The sequence below is a fragment of the Micromonospora sp. RP3T genome (assembly GCF_003027925.1).
GTDB lineage: Bacteria > Actinomycetota > Actinomycetes > Mycobacteriales > Micromonosporaceae > Micromonospora.
Genome location: NZ_PYPS01000004.1, coordinates 74,249 through 91,775 on the forward strand (window position 1 = coordinate 74,249; position 17,527 = coordinate 91,775).

12 protein-coding genes are annotated in these 17,527 nt (G+C 72.4%); 10 read left to right on the forward strand and 2 right to left on the reverse strand.

The window, feature by feature from the left end; genetic code table 11:
• Positions 1-5 precede the first annotated feature (5 nt).
• Both C8054_RS04840 and C8054_RS04845 read left to right on the forward strand, forming a co-directional pair.
• Complete coding sequence (locus C8054_RS04840; RefSeq protein WP_107155651.1) at positions 6-1,220, forward strand: glycosyltransferase; 1,215 nt, start codon at positions 6-8, stop codon at positions 1,218-1,220.
• 95 nt (positions 1,221-1,315) lie between these two features.
• Entirely contained in the window at positions 1,316-2,059 is a 744-nt protein-coding gene (locus tag C8054_RS04845; protein WP_107155502.1) for a helix-turn-helix transcriptional regulator, read from the forward strand.
• 80 nt (positions 2,060-2,139) lie between these two features.
• Here C8054_RS04845 and C8054_RS04850 read toward each other — a convergent pair whose 3' ends face one another.
• The gene (locus C8054_RS04850) at positions 2,140-2,538 is read right to left on the reverse strand and encodes a VOC family protein (RefSeq protein ID WP_107155503.1); all 399 of its coding nucleotides are present in this window, start codon (positions 2,536-2,538) and stop codon (positions 2,140-2,142) included.
• Between the two features lie 153 nt (positions 2,539-2,691).
• Between C8054_RS04850 and C8054_RS31940 the strand changes: the two genes are divergently transcribed.
• The 4 genes from C8054_RS31940 to C8054_RS04865 all read left to right on the forward strand — a co-directional run bounded on the left by C8054_RS31940 (position 2,692) and on the right by C8054_RS04865 (position 7,760).
• The gene (locus tag C8054_RS31940) at positions 2,692-2,868 is read left to right on the forward strand and encodes a hypothetical protein (RefSeq protein WP_158273809.1); all 177 of its coding nucleotides are present in this window, start codon (positions 2,692-2,694) and stop codon (positions 2,866-2,868) included.
• Between the two features lie 4 nt (positions 2,869-2,872).
• Entirely contained in the window at positions 2,873-4,288 is a 1,416-nt protein-coding gene (locus C8054_RS04855) for a bifunctional 2-polyprenyl-6-hydroxyphenol methylase/3-demethylubiquinol 3-O-methyltransferase UbiG (protein WP_107155504.1), read from the forward strand.
• Positions 4,281-6,323 carry a sulfatase-like hydrolase/transferase gene (locus C8054_RS04860; protein ID WP_107155505.1) on the forward strand — a complete coding sequence of 681 codons (2,043 nt, stop codon included), beginning with the start codon at positions 4,281-4,283 and terminating at the stop codon, positions 6,321-6,323. The genes C8054_RS04855 and C8054_RS04860 overlap by 8 nt, the downstream gene beginning before the upstream one ends.
• Positions 6,324-6,476: 153 nt before the next feature.
• On the forward strand, positions 6,477-7,760 hold the full coding sequence (locus C8054_RS04865; RefSeq protein WP_107155506.1) for a citrate synthase: 1,284 nt from the start codon (positions 6,477-6,479) through the stop codon (positions 7,758-7,760).
• A 178-nt stretch (positions 7,761-7,938) separates the two neighbouring features.
• On the opposite strand, the gene C8054_RS04870 is transcribed toward C8054_RS04865, so the two are convergent.
• The gene (locus C8054_RS04870) at positions 7,939-9,336 is read right to left on the reverse strand and encodes a glycosyltransferase family 4 protein (RefSeq protein ID WP_107155507.1); all 1,398 of its coding nucleotides are present in this window, start codon (positions 9,334-9,336) and stop codon (positions 7,939-7,941) included.
• A gap of 294 nt (positions 9,337-9,630) precedes the next feature.
• On the opposite strand from C8054_RS04870, the gene glgX reads away from it, so the two are divergent.
• From glgX to C8054_RS31660, 4 genes are all read left to right on the forward strand, one after another.
• The gene (glgX, locus tag C8054_RS04875; RefSeq protein WP_107155508.1) at positions 9,631-11,751 is read left to right on the forward strand and encodes a glycogen debranching protein GlgX; all 2,121 of its coding nucleotides are present in this window, start codon (positions 9,631-9,633) and stop codon (positions 11,749-11,751) included.
• Between the two features lie 2 nt (positions 11,752-11,753).
• On the forward strand, positions 11,754-14,054 hold the full coding sequence (gene treY, locus C8054_RS04880; protein WP_107155509.1) for a malto-oligosyltrehalose synthase: 2,301 nt from the start codon (positions 11,754-11,756) through the stop codon (positions 14,052-14,054).
• On the forward strand, positions 14,051-15,784 hold the full coding sequence (treZ, locus tag C8054_RS04885) for a malto-oligosyltrehalose trehalohydrolase (protein WP_107155510.1): 1,734 nt from the start codon (positions 14,051-14,053) through the stop codon (positions 15,782-15,784). The genes treY and treZ overlap by 4 nt, the downstream gene beginning before the upstream one ends.
• Before the next feature lie 918 nt (positions 15,785-16,702).
• Positions 16,703-17,203 carry a hypothetical protein gene (locus C8054_RS31660; RefSeq protein WP_146179869.1) on the forward strand — a complete coding sequence of 167 codons (501 nt, stop codon included), beginning with the start codon at positions 16,703-16,705 and terminating at the stop codon, positions 17,201-17,203.
• Positions 17,204-17,527: the final 324 nt, after the last annotated feature.

Below are 17,527 nucleotides of genomic sequence, written 5' to 3' on the forward strand. Positions count from 1 at the left end.
TCCTCATGCCGGAGCCCCGGGCCGCCGTGCAGGCCCGGCCCACCGCCGAGGGCGCGGTGCTGGACGTGGTGGTCCCGGTCCACAACGAGGAGGTCGACCTCGGCCCCTGCGTCCGGCGGCTGCACGCGTACCTGACCGCCCAGTTCCCGTACCCGTTCCGGATCACGGTGGCCGACAACGCCAGCTCCGACGGCACCCTGGCGGTGGCCGAGGCGCTCGCCGCCGAGCTGCCCGAGGTCGGTGTGCTGCACCTGGCGGAGAAGGGCCGGGGCCGGGCGCTGCGGGCCGCCTGGTCGGTGTCACCGGCGCCGGTGCTGGCGTACCTGGACGTGGACCTCTCGACCGACCTGGCCGCGCTGCTGCCGCTCGTCGCGCCGCTGCTGTCCGGCCACTCCGACCTGGCCATCGGCACCCGGCTGGCCCGCACCAGCCGGGTGGTCCGGGGCGCCAAGCGGGAGGTGATCTCCCGCGGCTACAACCTGCTGCTGCGCGGCACGCTGGCGGTGCGTTTCTCCGACGCGCAGTGCGGGTTCAAGGCGATCCGCGCCGACGTGGCGGCCGAGCTGCTGCCGCTGGTCCAGGACACCGGCTGGTTCTTCGACACCGAGCTGCTGGTGCTGGCCCAGCGGGCCGGGCTGCGGATCCACGAGGTGCCGGTGGACTGGGTGGACGACCCGGACAGCCGGGTCGACATCGTCGCCACCGCCCTGGCCGACCTGCGCGGCATCGGGCGCCTCGCTCGGGCGCTGGTCACCGGCGCGTTGCCGCTGGCCCGGCTGCGTGCCCAGCTCGGCCGCGCGCCGCTGCCGGCGCCCCCGGCCCAGGTGCCGGTCGGGCTGCCCGGCCAGCTCGTCCGCTTCGCCGCGGTGGGGGTGGCCAGCACGCTCGCGTACCTGGTGCTCTTCCTGCTGGCCCGCGGCCCGCTCGGCGCGCAACCGGCGAACCTGCTGGCGCTGCTGCTGACCGCGGTGGCGAACACGGCGGCCAACCGTCGGCTCACGTTCGGCGTCACCGGCCGTCGCCACGCCGGCCGGCACCACCTCCAGGGGCTGCTCGCGTTCGCGCTCGGCCTGGCCCTGACCAGCGGCTCGCTGGCCGTCCTGCACGCCGTCACGGTCCCGCCGCGCGCCGTCGAACTGGCCGTCCTGGTGGCGGCCAACCTGGCCGCCACCGCGCTGCGCTTCCTGCTGCTCCGCCTGGCACTGCACCACCGCCCGTGACCCGCACCGCGTCGATCATGAGGTTGGCGGTGGCGACACGCCGTGGAGACTGCCGCCAACTTCATGATCGACGGTGGGGTGGCAGGGTGGGTGGGGTGTATCGAGAACGGGAGGCGGGCTGGGGGGCGGTGCGGTGGGCGAGCGTCGCGGTCGGGGGCGGGACGGTGCGGGTGCTGCCGGACGGCTGCCTGGACCTGCTGTGGTCCAGCCGGTCCGGGCTGCTGGTCGCCGGACCGGATCGCACCGCGCAGGTGGGCCGTTCGGCGCCGGGGGAGCGGTGGATCGGGCTACGGCTGCCCCCGGGCGTCGGGCCGGCCGTGGTCGGGGTGCCCGCCGAGGAACTGCGTGACCGCCGTGTCCCGCTCGCCGAGCTGTGGGGCCGCGCCGCCGGCGAGCTGGCCGAGCGGGTCGAGGCGGCGACGGCCGACCCGGGCGGCCCGGCCGCGGAGCTGGCTGTGACGGGCTGGTCGGCGGCGGGCGCCACGATCCTGGAGGGAGCGGCGCTCGACCGGCTCCGGAGCGCCGGTGGGCCCGACCCGCTCGGCGCGCACGTGGCCGCCCGGCTGGCCGCCGGGGCCACGGTCGCCGCGACCGCCGCCGAGGTCGGCCTCGGCGCGCGGGCGCTGCACCGGCGCAGCCGGGCCCTCTTCGGGTACGGGCCGAAGACGCTGGCCCGCATCCTGCGCATGCGGCGCGCGCTGGACCTGGCGCGGCGCGGTGTGCCGCTCGCCGAGGTCGCCGCACGATCCGGGTACGCCGACCAGGCCCACCTCACCCGCGACGTGCGCGAGCTGGCCGGCGTCCCACCGACCCGGCTGCTCACCCCGCCCGCCGACTGACCGGCGGGCCGGAGCGCGCCGGCGCGGGGCCGGCCGGGTGGCTCGCCCGGTCGGCCGGCGAACGATGCGGCGTGCGCCGGTCAGCCGGCCGGCAGCGGCGCGAACAGGTCCACACCGTTGCCGTCCGGATCGTGCAGGACCGCGTACCGCTGGCCCCAGACCGCGTCCCACGGCGGCAGTTCCCCGTGGTGGCCGGCGGCGGTCAGCTCGGCGTACCACCGGTCCACCTCGGCCGGGTCGGCGCAGCGGAAGGCCAGGCTCATCCGCGGGCTGCCGGCGGGCGGCGTGAAGCCGGGATGGAAGCCGCGGATGGTCTCGACGGTGTCCCAGGCCAGCCGTACGCCGGTGGGGAGGGTGACCTCCACGTGCGGTTCCGTCTCGGCGCCGGCCGGGATCGGCAGCCCCAGCCGGCGGTAGAAGTCGAGGGTGCGGGCCATGTCGGTGACGACGGTCCCGACGAGATCGAACTGCGGTGTCATGCCGCCACGGTAGGCGGCCCCGGGCCGGCGCGTCTTGAACGGATCGGACGGGGGAGGAGTGCCCGGTGTGGCCGCGCGTGTCCGGTCAGGCGCGTACCGTAGGGGACAAGCCCGACGTTGAGGAGTAAAGCTCGCGTTCCGGGCGGTGCTCCGATGACCGGCGAGGGAAGGAAAGCAGCCGTGACGCACCTGGCCTACCTGGACGCGGGATCCGGCAGTCTCATCGTGCAGGCGGTGGTCGGCGGGGTGGCCGGAGTGGCCGTGGCCGCCAAGCTCTACTGGCGGCGCCTGGTGACCCGGTTCCGTCGCCAGCCCACCGACCAGGGCTGACGGCATGACGGTTCCCGACACCGGCGTCCGCGTCGAGCCCGGCTCCTTCCGCGACCCCGGCAACCGGGTCTTCCACCGGGCCGGGGAGGTGCTGCGCGGCCTCGACGAGCGGTCCGCCCGGGACTGGCGGGCGCTGTCCGCCAGCGACCTGTTCCGCGACCTCACCGCCGCCGGCCACCTGGTCGGCACCGAGGAACTCGTCCCGACCCCGGTCGACGTGCCCTGGGCCGCGGTGCTGCGGCACGACCGCATCCCGTTCGTCTCCCACCCCTACGAGTGGTCGTACGCGATGCTGCGCGACGCGGCGTTGCTGCACCTGGACGTGCTGCGCGCCGCGCTGGAGGCCGGCTTCACCACCAAGGACGGGTCGGCCTACAACGTGCAGTGGCGCGGCGCCCGGCCGGTGTTCATCGACGTCGGCTCGTTCGAGGCGCTGCGCGACGGCGAACCCTGGGCCGGCTACCGGCAGTTCTGCCAGACGCTGCTCTACCCGCTGCTGATCCAGGCCCACCTCGGGCTGGACTTCCAGCCGTTCCTGCGGGCCCGCATCGACGGCGTCGAGCCGGACCAGATGCGCCGCCTGTTCGCCGGCACCCGCCGCTGGCGGGCCGGGGTGCCCACCCACGTGCACCTGCACGGCGCGATGCAGGCCCGCCACGCCGACGCCAGCAGCAGCGACGTCCGCGCCCAGCTCCGCGCCGCCGGGTTCTCCCGCGAGCTGGCCCTGGCCACCGTACGCGGGCTGACCCGGCTGGTCCGCCGGCTCGACCACCGGCCCGGCGACAGCCACTGGACGGACTACCAGCGCACCTGCGCGTACTCGGTGCCGGACCGGCAGGCCAAGGAGGACTTCGTCGACCGGGCGGCGGCCGCCACCGCCCCGCACTCGGCCTTGGACCTGGGCGCCAACGACGGCCGGTACGCCCGCATCGCGGCCCGGCACGCCGCGTACGTGGTCGCCGTCGAGCAGGACCCGGGCGTGGTCGACGTGCTCTACCGCGCGCTGCGCGACGAGGGCGAGGGCCGGATCCTGCCGCTGGTGATGGACCTGGCCGACCCGTCGCCGGGCGGCGGCTGGCGCGGCGTCGAGCGGGCCGCGTTCGTCGACCGGGCACGCGCCGACCTGGTGCTCGCCCTGGCCCTGGTGCACCACCTGGCGATCGGTCGGAACGTGCCGCTGCCCGACGTGCTCGACCAGCTCGCCGCGCTCACCGAGCCCGGCGGCAGCCTGGTGGTGGAGTTCGTCCACCCGGACGACCCGATGGCCCGCCGGCTGCTGGCCAACAAGCCGGACGGCCTCTTCCCCGACTACCGGTGGGACGCGTTCGAGGCGCTGCTGGCCCGCCGCGGGCGGGTGGTGGCGCGCGCCGAACTGCCCTCCGGCACCCGCACGCTCTACCAGGTGGTGATGGGTGGCTGAGGACACCCTCGCCCCACCACGGGACCGCCCGGCCGGCACCGACGCGCCCCGGCGGCGGGGCCCGTGGGGGGCCGAGGCGGCGCGACTGGCCGAGGTGTCGGCGCTGGTCGGCCTCGTGGTCACCCAGCCGCTGCTGGACGTGCTCGGTCGCAGCCCCGACTTCTTCCTGTTCCACCGCGCCTCCCGGGCCGACGTGCTGCTCCTGGTCGCGCTGATCGCGCTGGCGCCCACACTGCCGTTCGCGGCGCTCGGCGCCCTGGCGCTGCTCGGCGGCCGGGTCACCCGGGCGGCGGTGCACACCGCGCTGATCGGGCTGCTGCTCGCCGCGCTCGCGGTCCAGGTGGGCCGCCACCTGACGCCGCTTCGGGGCGTACCGCTGCTGGTGGTGGCCGGCGGCGCCGGCGCGCTCGCGGCGGTCGCGCACCGGCGGTGGCGGGCGCTGCGCCGGGTGCTGCGGGTGGCCGCGGCCGGCCCGGTGGTCTTCGTCGGGCTGTTCCTGTTCGCGTCGCCGGCCTCGGCGGTGGTGCTGCCCCGCGGCGACGGCGGCGCCGCCGGCACGGCCGGCGCGGGCAGCCACCCGCCGGTGGTCATGATCGTGCTGGACGAGCTGCCGCTGGTGTCGCTGCTCGGCCCGGACGGGCGGATCGACGCCGCCCGCTACCCGAACTTCGCCGCGCTGGCCGCCGGCTCGACGTGGTACCGCAACGCCACCGGCGTCAGCGGCTGGACGCCCTACGCGCTGCCGGCCATGCTCACCGGCCGCTACCCGGACCGGGCCGTGGCGCCGCACTACTCGCAGTACCCGGACAACCTGTTCACCGCGCTCGGTGGCCTCTACCAGATCAAGGCGCAGGAGAGCATCACCCGGCTCTGCCCGCCCAGCCGCTGCGAGCAGCCGGCCAGCCCGCAGCAGGGGATCGGCGTGCTGGCCCGGGAGAGCGGCAAGCTGCTGCGCCAGCTCACCGCGCCGGTGGACAGCCGGGTCGACCCGGAGGACTCGTACCGGGAGCAGACCGTGGCCGAGGCCGGGCTGGACGCCGCCGAACCGGTGCCCGACGACCCGAAGTTCCGCTGGGACACGCTCGACGACAACCAGCCGGCCCGGTTCACCTCGTTCCTCGCCGGGCTGCGCCCCGCCGACCGCCCCACGCTGCACTTCCTGCACCTGCTGATGCCGCACTCACCGTGGGCGTACCTGCCGTCCGGGGCGCACTACGACGCGCCGGAGGACCTGCCCAACGACGGCGCCGGTTGGGTGGACGTGGCCCGCGCCCGGCACCTGGCCCAGCTCGGCTACACCGACCGGCTGATCGGCGAGACGCTACGGACGCTGCGCGCCACCGGCCTCTACAACCAGGCGTTGGTGCTGGTCACCGCGGACCACGGGGTGAGCTTCCGCCGGGACTGGCAGGGCCGGGGGATGGACGCCATCACGCACGCCGCGAACGAGGTGGCCTGGGTGCCGATGTTCGTCAAGGAGCCCGGCCAACGGGCCGGCCGGGTCGACGACCGCAACTGGGAGCACGTGGACCTGCTGCCCACCATCGCCGACGAGACCCACGTCCGGGTGCCCTGGCGGATGGACGGCGTCCCGGCGCGGGCCGCTCCGCGCGCGCGGGCCGACAAGCGTTTCTACGACCGGCCCGGCCAGCCGGTGACGATCACCGGCCGGGTGCCCGCACCGGTGCCGCTGCCGGCCGTCGACCCGCTGGTCGGCACGCGGCTCTCCGGCGCGCCCCCCGGCGGCACGGCCACCGTCGCGAACCGGGCCGCGTTCGCCGCGGTCGACCCGGCGCGAGGGCTGCCGGCGCTGGTCTGGGGCACCGTGCCCGACACCGTGCCGGACGGCACCCGGCTCGCGGTGGCGGTCAACGGCACGGTCGGCGCCGTGGTGCCGGTGGTGCCGCCGGACGCCGGCGGCCGGCGGTTCGCCGCGTTCCTCCCCGACGACCGGATCTTCGCCGCCGGCGCCAACCGGCTCGACCTGTACCGCCTCGACGCCGGCGGGACGCCGCGGCGGCTCGACCTGTCCTGACCGGTCCCGGCGGCCGGTTTCCGCACCGGCAGGTCGGGAATCAGTGACGCATACCTCACCTGCGAAACCATGCCGAGCGTTGTCCCCCATACCGTGATTACGGTAGAAGCGAAGGCAATTCAACGAAGATCTTGCCGGCGAAGCGAGGAACAGATGACGGAAGTCAAGCTCGACCACCCCGGTGGGCAGCTGTCGATGCCGGTGCAGTCCGCGGTCGAGGGCCCCGCCGGGATCGGGGTGAGCAAGCTGCTCAAGGAAACCGGGATGACCACGTACGACCCCGGTTTCGTCAACACCGCGTCCTGCTCGTCCGCGATCACCTACATCGACGGTGACGCGGGCATCCTGCGGTACCGCGGCTACCCGATCGACCAGCTGGCCGAGAAGTCCTCCTTCCTGGAGGTCTCCTACCTGCTGATCTACGGCGAGCTGCCGTCCCAGACGAAGCTCGCCGACTTCAGCGAGCGGATCCGGCGGCACTCGCTGCTGCACGAGGAGATGCGTCGCTTCTTCGACGGGTTCCCCCGCGAGGCGCACCCGATGGCGGTGCTCTCCTCGGCCGTCAGCGCCATCTCGACGTTCTACCAGGACAGCCTGGACCCGTTCGACTCCGAGCACGTCGAGATGTCCATGGTGCGGCTGATGGCGAAGGTCCCGACCATCGCCTCGTACGCCTACAAGAAGTCGATCGGCCAGCCGCTGCTGTACCCGGACAACTCGCTCGGCTACGTCGAGAACTTCCTCCGGATGACGTTCGGCGTGCCGGCCGAGCAGTACGAGGTCGACCCGGTCGTCGCCCGCGTGCTGGACATGCTGTTCGTCCTGCACGCCGACCACGAGCAGAACTGCTCCACCTCGACGGTGCGGCTGGTCGGCTCCAGCAACGCCAACCTGTTCGCCTCCGTCTCGGCCGGCGTGAACGCGCTGTTCGGCCCGCTGCACGGCGGCGCCAACCAGGCCGTGCTGGAGATGCTCCAGAAGATCCAGGCCGACGGCGGAGACGTCCGCACCTTCGTGCAGAAGGTGAAGGACAAGCAGGACGGCGTGAAGCTGATGGGCTTCGGCCACCGGGTCTACAAGAACTACGACCCGCGCGCCGCGATCGTGAAGAAGGCCGCCCAGGACGTGCTCGGCCGGATGGCCAAGCCGGACCCGCTGCTGGACCTCGCGATGCAGCTGGAGGAGATCGCGCTCGCCGACGACTTCTTCGTCTCCCGGCGGCTCTACCCGAACGTGGACTTCTACACCGGCCTGATCTACAAGGCCATGGGCTTCCCGACGAAGATGTTCACGGTGCTGTTCGCGCTGGGCCGGCTGCCCGGCTGGATCGCCCAGTGGCGCGAGATGATCAACGACCCGGAGACCAAGATCGGTCGCCCGCGGCAGATCTACACCGGCGCCCCCGAGCGGACCTACGTCCCCGCCGCCGACCGCTGACGTGCAAGGAGGGGCCCCCGCTTAACGCTTTTGGTATAGGCGGGGCCCCTGCTTAACACCGTCGACGAGTGAGGCCGCCGACCCGCACGGGTCGGCGGCCTTTCGCGTGCTCGGGTGGGTGCGGCTGTTAAGCGGGGCCCCCGCCTCTACCAAAAGCGTTAAGCGGGGCCCCCGCCTTTCACCGCAGGCCGGCGGCCGTCAGGAGGTTGCCGGTGGGGAGCGGGGGGAGGGTGCGGCCGGCGGCCATCCGCTGCTCGGTGCGGGCGGCGGTGAACGCCGGGTCGCCGGTGATCGCGGCGGCATACGCGGCGCCCGTGCGGGACGCGATCGCGGCCCAGCCGTACTGCTCGTGCACCATGGCGCGGGCCCGGCGGGCCAGCGCGCGGGCCCGGTCGGTGTCGGAGAGCAGCGCGTGCACCGCCTCGGCCAGCCCGTCCGGGTCCTGCGGGGCGAACGTCATCCCGGTGACGCCCGGCTCGACGATCTCGGCCAGCCCACCGGTACGCGACACCGCCAGCGGCGCGCCCGCGGCGGCGCCCTCCAACGCGACCATGCCGAACGGCTCGTAGATGCTGGGCACCGCGAAGCAGTCCGAGGCGGCCATCACCGCGGGCAGGTCGGTGCCGCCGAGGAACCCGGGCATGCTGACCGTGCCGCCCAGCCCGAGCCGGTGCACCTCGGCCTCCAGCTCCGCCTTGTACGGCCCGTCGCCGACGATCACCGCGCGCAGCCCGGGGTGCCGGTCCCGCAGCCGGGGCAGCCCGGCGAGCAGGTGCTGCACGCCCTTCTCGTAGACCAGCCGACCGGCGAACGTGACGAGCGGCCCGTCGGCGGCGAAGCGGGTCCGGGCGGCGGCGACCGCCGAGGCGGACACCCGCCAGCGGTGCGGTTCGACGCCGTTGGGGACCACGTCGACCCGGGCCGCGTCCACGCCGAACAGCGCGCCGACCTCGTCGCGCATGTAGCCGGAGCAGACGATCACCCGACCGGACTCGCTGGCCAGCCACTGCTCGACGCCGTGGATGGTGCGGTTCATCTCCTCGGGCAGCCAGCCCTGGTGCCGGCCCGCCTCGGTGGCGTGGATGGTGGTCACCAGCGGCACGTCCAGGTGCTCGCGCAGCGTCATGGCGGTGTGTGCGACCAGCCAGTCGTGGGCGTGGATCACGTCGTACGCGCCGGACTCGGCGGCGCGCAGCGCGGCCCGGGTGAGCGTGTGGTTGAACGCCATGGTCCAGGCCAGCAGCGACCCGGTGGCGAGCGGGAACGTGACCGGGTCCTCCGCGGCGCGGACGACGCGTACGCCGTCGGCGTACTCCTCCAGCGGCGCGCCCTCGGCGTGCCGGGTGACCACGGTGACCTCGTGCCCGGCGGCGGCCAGGGCGACGGAGAGCGCGTGCACGTGGCGGCCGAGGCCGCCGACGAGCACGGGCGGGTACTCCCACGACAGCATCAGGATGCGCCGCTTCCGGGACGCGGCGCCGGACTGCGGCGGCACGCTCGGGCGGGAGGTGAGGGTGGGCCGGTGGAGCCGGTCCGTCGCGGTGGCGGTAGGCGCGCCGACCCGCAGAGTGGTCACGTGTCGTTCTCCGTCCATGCAGGGTGGGACACGCCGGCATCGGTGGCGGCGGTGTGGCGGGTGGTGGGGAATGGCCGAGCGGCCGGGTGGACACGCGCGGGCGCGCGTCCGCGGTCCAGGAAAGTCCATCCGGCGCGAACCCGCACCTCCAAACGGTCGATCGTGACGGACGACACCAGAACCTTTCGGTTACCGTCCGAACGGGTGGATTGGCGGCGGGGACGGCGGGGCATCAACGGCGTGCGCGTCGGCCGCCCGTCCGGCGCGCTCACGATCATGGGCCGAAGGAGCGACATGCAGGTCTGGCCGGGCGACAGCTACCCCCTCGGCGCCACCTACGACGGGATGGGCACCAACTTCGCGATCTTCTCCGAGGTGGCGGAGCGGGTCGAGCTCTGTCTGTTCGACGAGTGGGACATCGGCACCGAGCGTCGGGTCGAGCTGCGCGAGGTCGACGCGTACGTCTGGCACGCCTACATCCCCGGCATCGAGCCCGGCCAGCGCTACGGCTTCCGGGTGCACGGCCCGTGGGACCCGGCCAACGGGGTGCGGTGCAACCCGAGCAAGCTGCTGCTCGACCCGTACGCGAAGGCGGTCGACGGCGAGGTCTCCTGGAGCCCGGCGGTCTACGACTACGAGGTCGGCGGCGACCCGGACCGGATGAACACCGCTGACTCGGCGCCGCACATGCCGAAGTCGGTGGTGGTGAACCCCTACTTCGACTGGGGCAACGACAAGCCGCCGCGTACCCCGTACCACCACTCGGTCATCTACGAGGCGCACGTGCGCGGGTTGACCATGCGGCATCCGGACATCCCGGAGGAGCTGCGCGGCACGTACGCGGGAATCGCCTCGCCGGTGATGATCGAGCACTTCCAGCGGCTCGGGGTGACCGCGGTCGAGCTGATGCCGGTGCACGAGTTCGTGCACGACCACCGCTTGGTCGACCTGGGGCTGCGCAACTACTGGGGCTACAACACCATCGGGTTCTTCGCCCCGCACCACGGCTACTCCGCGCTGGGCCGGCTCGGCCAGCAGGTGCAGGAGTTCCGCGGCATGGTCAAGGCGTTGCACGCCGCCGGTATCGAGGTCATCCTCGACGTGGTCTACAACCACACCGCCGAGGGCAACCACCTCGGGCCGTCGCTGAGCTTCAAGGGCATCGACACGCCGAGCTACTACCGCCTGTCGGAGGAGGATCGGCGCTACTTCGTCGACTACACCGGCACCGGCAACAGCCTGAACGTGCGCAGCCCGCACTCGCTTCAACTGATCATGGACTCGCTGCGCTACTGGGTCACCGAGATGCACGTCGACGGCTTCCGCTTCGACCTGGCGGCCACGCTGGCCCGCGAGTTCTACGAGGTGGACCGCCTCTCCACGTTCTTCGAGGTGGTGCAGCAGGACCCGGTGGTCGGCCGGGTCAAGCTGATCGCGGAGCCGTGGGACATCGGCCCCGGCGGCTACCAGGTGGGCAACTTCCCGCCGCAGTGGACCGAGTGGAACGGAAAGTACCGCGACACGGTCCGCGACTTCTGGCGCGGCGAGCCGGCCACGCTCGCCGAGTTCGCGTCCCGCATCTCCGGCTCCGCCGACCTCTACCAGGACGACGGCCGCCGCCCGTTCCACAGCATCAACTTCGTCACCTGCCACGACGGGTTCACGCTCACCGACCTGGTGTCGTACAACGACAAGCACAACGAGGCCAACGGCGAGGAGAACCGGGACGGGGAGAGCCACAACCGCTCCTGGAACTGCGGCGTCGAGGGCGACACCGACGACCCGGGCGTCCGCGCGCTGCGGGAGCGGCAGCGGCGCAACTTCCTGGCCACGCTGATCCTGTCCCAGGGCGTGCCGATGCTCGGCCACGGCGACGAGCTGGGCCGCACCCAGCACGGCAACAACAACGCCTACTGCCAGGACAGCGAGCTGGCCTGGGTGGACTGGGACCGGGCCGACGACGAGCTGCTCACGTTCGTGCGGCGGCTCACCGAGTTCCGCAACCGCCACCAGGTGTTCCGCCGTCGGCGGTTCTTCACCGGGCTGCCGGTCGGCGGCCGGGCCGCCGGCTCCGGCCTGCCGGACCTGGCCTGGTACACCCCGGACGGCCGGGAGATGACCGGCGAGGACTGGGGCAACGACTTCGGCCGCTCGGTGGCCCTGTTCGTCAACGGCGACGGCATCCCGGAGCGCGGCCAGTACGGCCAGCGCCACCGGGACAGCTCCTTCCTGCTGCTGTTCAACGCGCACGACGCGGCGTTGGACTTCACGCTGCCCGGGGAGGAGTTCGGGCCCCGGTGGGAGCTGGTGATCAGCACCGCGGAACCGGATCCGGAGAAGACGACAGTGGTCGAGGCGGGCGGCACGGTGTGCGTGCCGGACCGCTCGCTGCTGGTCCTGGAGAGGACGCCCTGACCATGCCCGACACCCCCCGTTCGACCTACCGCGTCCAGGTGCGGCCCGGTTTCGACCTGGACGCCACCGCCGAGCTGACCGACTACCTGGCCGCGCTCGGCGTCACCCACCTCTACACCGCGCCACTGCTCACCGCCACCCCCGGCTCGCAGCACGGCTACGACGTGGTCGACCACCGGGCGGTCAACCCGGAGCTGGGCGGCGAGGCCGGCCGGCAACGTCTGGTCCGGGCGCTGCGCGCGGCCGGGCTGGGCCTGGTCGTGGACATCGTGCCGAACCACGCCGGGGTGGCCCGGCCGGCAGCCAACCCGGCCTGGTGGGACGTGCTGCGGGCCGGGCGGGACTCGGCGTACGCGGACTGGTTCGACATCGACTGGGACCGCGGCCGGCTGCTGCTGCCGGTGCTCGCCGACGCCCCCGACGCGCTGGACGACCTCAAGCTGGTCGACGGCGAGCTGCGCTACCACGAGCACCGCTTCCCGATCGCGGACGGCACCGGCGACGGCACGCCCCGCCAGGTGCACGACCGGCAGCACTACGAACTGGTCGACTGGCGGCGCGGCGACACCGAGCTGACGTACCGCCGGTTCTTCGCCGTCTCCGACCTGGCCGGCCTGCGGGTGGAGGACCCGGCGGTCTTCGACGCCACCCACGCGGAGATCCTGCGCTGGTCCGACGCCGGGGACGTCGACGGCATCCGGGTGGACCACCCGGACGGGCTGCGCGACCCGGCCGGCTACCTGGCCCGGTTGCGCGCCGCCGCGCCGGACCGCTGGCTGGTGGTGGAGAAGATCCTGGAGTACGGCGAGGACCTGCCGGACTGGCCGGTCGACGGCACCACCGGCTACGACGCGCTGGCCGCCGTGTCCGGCCTCTTCGTCGACCCGGCCGCCGAGCCGGACTTCACCGCGCTCGACGGGCGGCTCACCGGCCGGCACACCTCCTGGGAGGACCTCACCCACGGCACCAAGCTGGAGGCCGCCACCCGGCTGCTCGCCGCCGAGCTGACCCGCCTCGCCGCGCTCGTGCCCGAGCTGCCCCGCGAGCAGGTCCGCGACGCGTTGGCCGAGCTGGCCGCCTGCTTCCCGGTCTACCGCGGCTATCCGCCGGAGGGAGCCCGGCACCTGGCCACCGCCCGCAGCGAGGCCGGCCGCCGCCGACCCGACCTGACCGCCGTGCTGGACCAGGTCACCGCCCGGCTCCGGGACCCCGGCCACGAGCTGGCCGCCCGGTTCCCGCAGCTGACCGGCGCGGTGATGGCCAAGGGCGTGGAGGACACCGCCTACTACCGGTGGAGCCGGTTCGTCGCGCTCAACGAGGTGGGCGGCAGCCCGGCCCACTTCGGGGTGCCGCCGGCCGAGCTGCACCGGTTCGCCGCCGCCCGCCACGTGCGCTGGCCGGCGAGCATGACCGCGCTCTCCACCCACGACACCAAGCGCGGCGAGGACGTCCGCGCCCGGCTCGCGGTGCTGAGCGAACTGCCCGACCGGTGGGCCGAGCGGGTCACCGACTGGATGTCCCGGGCGCCGCTGGCCGACCCGGCCTTCGCCCACCTGCTCTGGCAGACCGCCGTCGGAGCCTGGCCGCTGGACCGGGACCGACTGCACGGGTACGCCGAGAAGGCCGCCCGGGAGGCGTCGGTCAGCACGAGCTGGGCCGACCCCGACCCGGCCTTCGAGCACGAGATGCACGCAGTGGTCGACCGGATGTACGACGACCCGGAGCTGCACGCCCAGATCACCGCGTTCGTCGACGAGATCACGCCGGCCGGCTGGTCCAACGCGCTCGGGCAGAAGCTGGTGCAGCTCGCAATGCCCGGCGTGCCGGACACCTACCAGGGCACCGAGCTGTGGGAGAACTCCCTGGTCGACCCGGACAACCGCCGCCCGGTCGACTTCGCCGTACGCCGGGAGCTGCTGGCCCGGCTCGACGCCGGCTGGCAGCCGACGGTGGCGGAGGACGGCGCGGCCAAGCTGCTCGTGGTCTCCCGCACGCTGCGGCTGCGCCGCGACCGGCCGGAGCTGTTCACCGGCTACCGGCCGGTGCCGGCGCGCGGCCCGGCCGCCGCGCACGCGGTGGCGTTCGACCGGGGCGGCGCGATGGCGGTGGCCACCCGGCTGCCGGTGCGGCTGGCCCGCGACGGCGGCTGGCGGGGCACGACGTTGTCACTTCCCGTTCATCCGGTGACCGACGTGTTCACCGGTCGGGTCTACAGTGGTGAGGAGGTGCTCCTGGACGATCTGTTGAGCACCTGTCCCGTCGCCCTCCTCGCACCCACCGATCCAGCGGAGGCCGCCGCATGACCGAGTTCACGGTGTGGGCGCCCGAGGCCGCCCGGGTGCGGTTGCGCCTGCCCGGCGCGGCCGACCACGAGATGCGGCCCGGGCCGGACGGCTGGTGGCGGGCCGAGGCGCCCGACGCCGGGCCGGGCGCCGACTACGCGTTCTTGCTCGACGACGACGAGCAGGCGCTGCCGGACCCGAGGTCGGCCTGGCAGCCGGCCGGCGTGCACGGCCCCAGCCGGGTGTACGACCACGCGGCGTTCGGCTGGACCGACACCGCGTGGACCGGCCGGCAGCTGCCCGGCAGCGTGCTGTACGAGCTGCACATCGGCACGTTCACGCCGGAGGGCACGTTCGACGGCGCCATCGCCCGGCTCGACCACCTGGTGGAGCTCGGTGTCGACCTGGTCGAGCTGCTGCCGGTCAACGCGTTCAACGGCGAGCACAACTGGGGTTACGACGGCGTCTGCTGGTACGCCCCGCACGAGCCCTACGGCGGGCCGGACGGCCTGAAACGGTTCGTGGACGCCGCCCACGCCCGAGGGCTGGGGGTGATCCTCGACGTCGTCTACAACCATTTCGGGCCCTCCGGGGCCTACGCGCCGCGCTTCGCGCCGTACCTCGCCGAGCAGAGCAACACCTGGGGCCGCACGGTCAACCTGGACGGCCCGCACTCCGACGGCGTGCGCCGCTACATCGTCGACAGCGTGCTGATGTGGCTGCGCGACTACCACGTCGACGGGCTGCGGCTGGACGCCGTGCACGCGATGCCGGACGGCCGGGCCACCCACTGGCTGGAGGAGGTGGCGGTCGAGGTCGAGTCGCTGTCGACAGCGCTGGGCCGGCCGCTGTCGCTGATCGCCGAGTCCGACCTGAACGACCCGACGCTGATCACGCCGCGCGAGGCCGGCGGTTACGGCCTGCACGCCCAGTGGAACGACGACGCCCACCACGCGCTGCACACGCTGCTGACCGGCGAGCGGCAGGGCTACTACGGTGACTTCGGCTCGCTGGAGTGCCTCACCGACGTGCTGACCGGCGCGTTCTTCCACGCCGGCACCTGGTCCAGCTTCCGCAACCGCAGCCACGGCCGCCCGGTCGACCGGCAGCGCACGCCCGGCCACCGGTTCGTCGCCTACCTGCAGAACCACGACCAGATCGGCAACCGGGCCACCGGCGACCGGATCTCCGCCACGCTCTCGACCGGGATGCTGCGGGTCGGCGCCACGCTGCTGATGACCGCGCCGTTCACTCCGATGCTGTTCATGGGCGAGGAGTGGGCCGCGACCACGCCGTGGCAGTTCTTCACCAGCCACCCCGAGCCGGAGCTGGCGGTCGCGGTCGCCACCGGCCGCCGACGCGAGTTCGCCGACCACGGATGGGCCACCGACGACGTGCCCGACCCGCAGGACCCGCAGACGTTCCTGCGGTCCCGGCTGGACTGGGCCGAGCTGGACAAGCCCGACCACCGCGAGATGTACGAGTTCCACCGGCGGCTGATCGCGCTGCGCAAGTCCTGCCCAGACCTGTCCGACCCGCGGCTGCACCGGGTCGAGGTGCGCCACGGAGACCAGTTCCTGGTGGTGCGACGCGGCGACACGCTGGTGGTGGCCAACCTGGCGGAGCGACCGCAGCGGGTGAACGTGCCCGGGGCGGTACGCCGGGTGCTGCTCGCCTCCTCCGAGGGCGCGACGGTGATGCGCGGCGGCATCGAGCTGCCGGCGGAGAGCGCGGCGATCGTCGCGCTCTGAGCTTCCCAAGGACTGCAGCGGTGAGTAGAACAGCACGGGTGTCCTCGGAGCCCTGTAGAGACCCCTTGCGTTCCGCTCACTGTCCAGCGACACGGTATGTGGAACGCCGTGAATGTCTCGCGACCCGCCGCACTCACCATGCGCTTGTCGCCGTCGGACCGACCCGTGACGGGCCTTGACACCCACCCCGTCCACAGGCGTCACCTTCTGCGGCAAGACGGCCGGAGTCGTGCTCTGCCGAATCCCCCTAAACCGAACGACTGCGCGTCGCTGTCGGATTTCTGACTGCCGAAATGTCGATGTGCAGAGTCGATGGCCCTCGCAGAGGAAATCTCTGACCAAGCGGGCGAATTTGATCCTCTCCTGGGTTGCGCTAGGATCTGCGGTCGGATGAGGCGTGAAGCCGGCCGCGAATGGCCTCCTGAGTGGCCATTCGCTATCCCGGTCGGCTGAGTTTTCGTTCGTGATGGCGTGACGTTTTGGAGAAGTTCTCCGGCTTCTACCGAGTCGCCTTCAGTGCCTTGTAGACAACCGTCAGAGAGGTTGCGAGTGCCCCGCTCTAGAGCGCCTCAGCAAAGGCGCCCCGGTCAGACCAGGCCCTCCGAGAACCGCCGTATCGCTCGGCTGACTACCTTCGGCGCCCTGGCGGCCGCAGGCATCACAGCAGTGGCTGCCGTAGCGGCTGCGGCAATTCCATCCCTGCTCACTAAGCCGGAACGGACGGGTGGCGAAGGTAATACGACTGCAGGCTTGGAAACAGGCCAACCGCCGGAAGCGCCCGGTCCGCTGACCGTAGCAGTTCAACAATCGGATGAATACTGCCGGGAGGGGTGGATGGTGCCGGGGAAGCCGTCCCGGCTTGCTGAACCTGCTGGGGAGCCCATTGATTGGCCGGCCTGGGCACGGCAAGCAGGAGCCGTGCGCAGCAATCGCCATGAAGTCGTGCTTACGGTGCAGGGGACTACCCAGGCGCGAGTGGTTATTGATCGGATCCGCGTTGTAGTGCTAGAACCTCGTCGATCGCCCGTTCGTGGAACTGAGATTGATATTCTATGTGGAGAGCCTTTTGAGTATCGTTACTTAGAAGCAAATCTTGATCGCAATCCCCCCACCGTTACTTCGAAAACAACTGGCAGTATTAGTGGTGAGCCGGACGCTCGTCTTGACCCGGCAAAATTTCCCTATCAGGTCGCAATCGATGAAGCGGAAAGCTTCGTTGTTTCGGGAGTTGTGTCGAAGTTTGACGTGGATTGGCGGATTGAGGTTGATTGGTCATCTCAGGGCAAGGTGGGGACTGTCGTGGTTGACGACAAAGGTGCTCCCTTTCATTCGACCAGCACTTCGAACGCTGAAGCCAAGTGCGTTTGGGCGGATGCGGGAGGGTTGATTTCGGATATGTCTTCAAACTGCGCCCGGTGATTCGCCGGTGAGTTTAATGCACAGCGGTTGCCCTCGATCATGCAGTTGCCTGCTGCGCCTGGCTCGCCGAACGCATAATAATCGCAGTCGTGAAGCATGTCCATAACTCCGCTGGACGAAAGGGCTGCGTGGTATGCGGTATTCGGTGTATAGTCCTGGCGGAGAAATTTAGTCAGTCTCGCTTGGGAGCCGCGATGCCCGCGAGCCTTTCGCCCTTCGCTGTTCGCCTCCGGGCTCTGCTGAAGGAGCGCGAACTCAGCTACCGCACGCTCGCGACGCGCACCTACTAAAGCAAGAGCTATCTGCACGACATCGCCTGCGGAC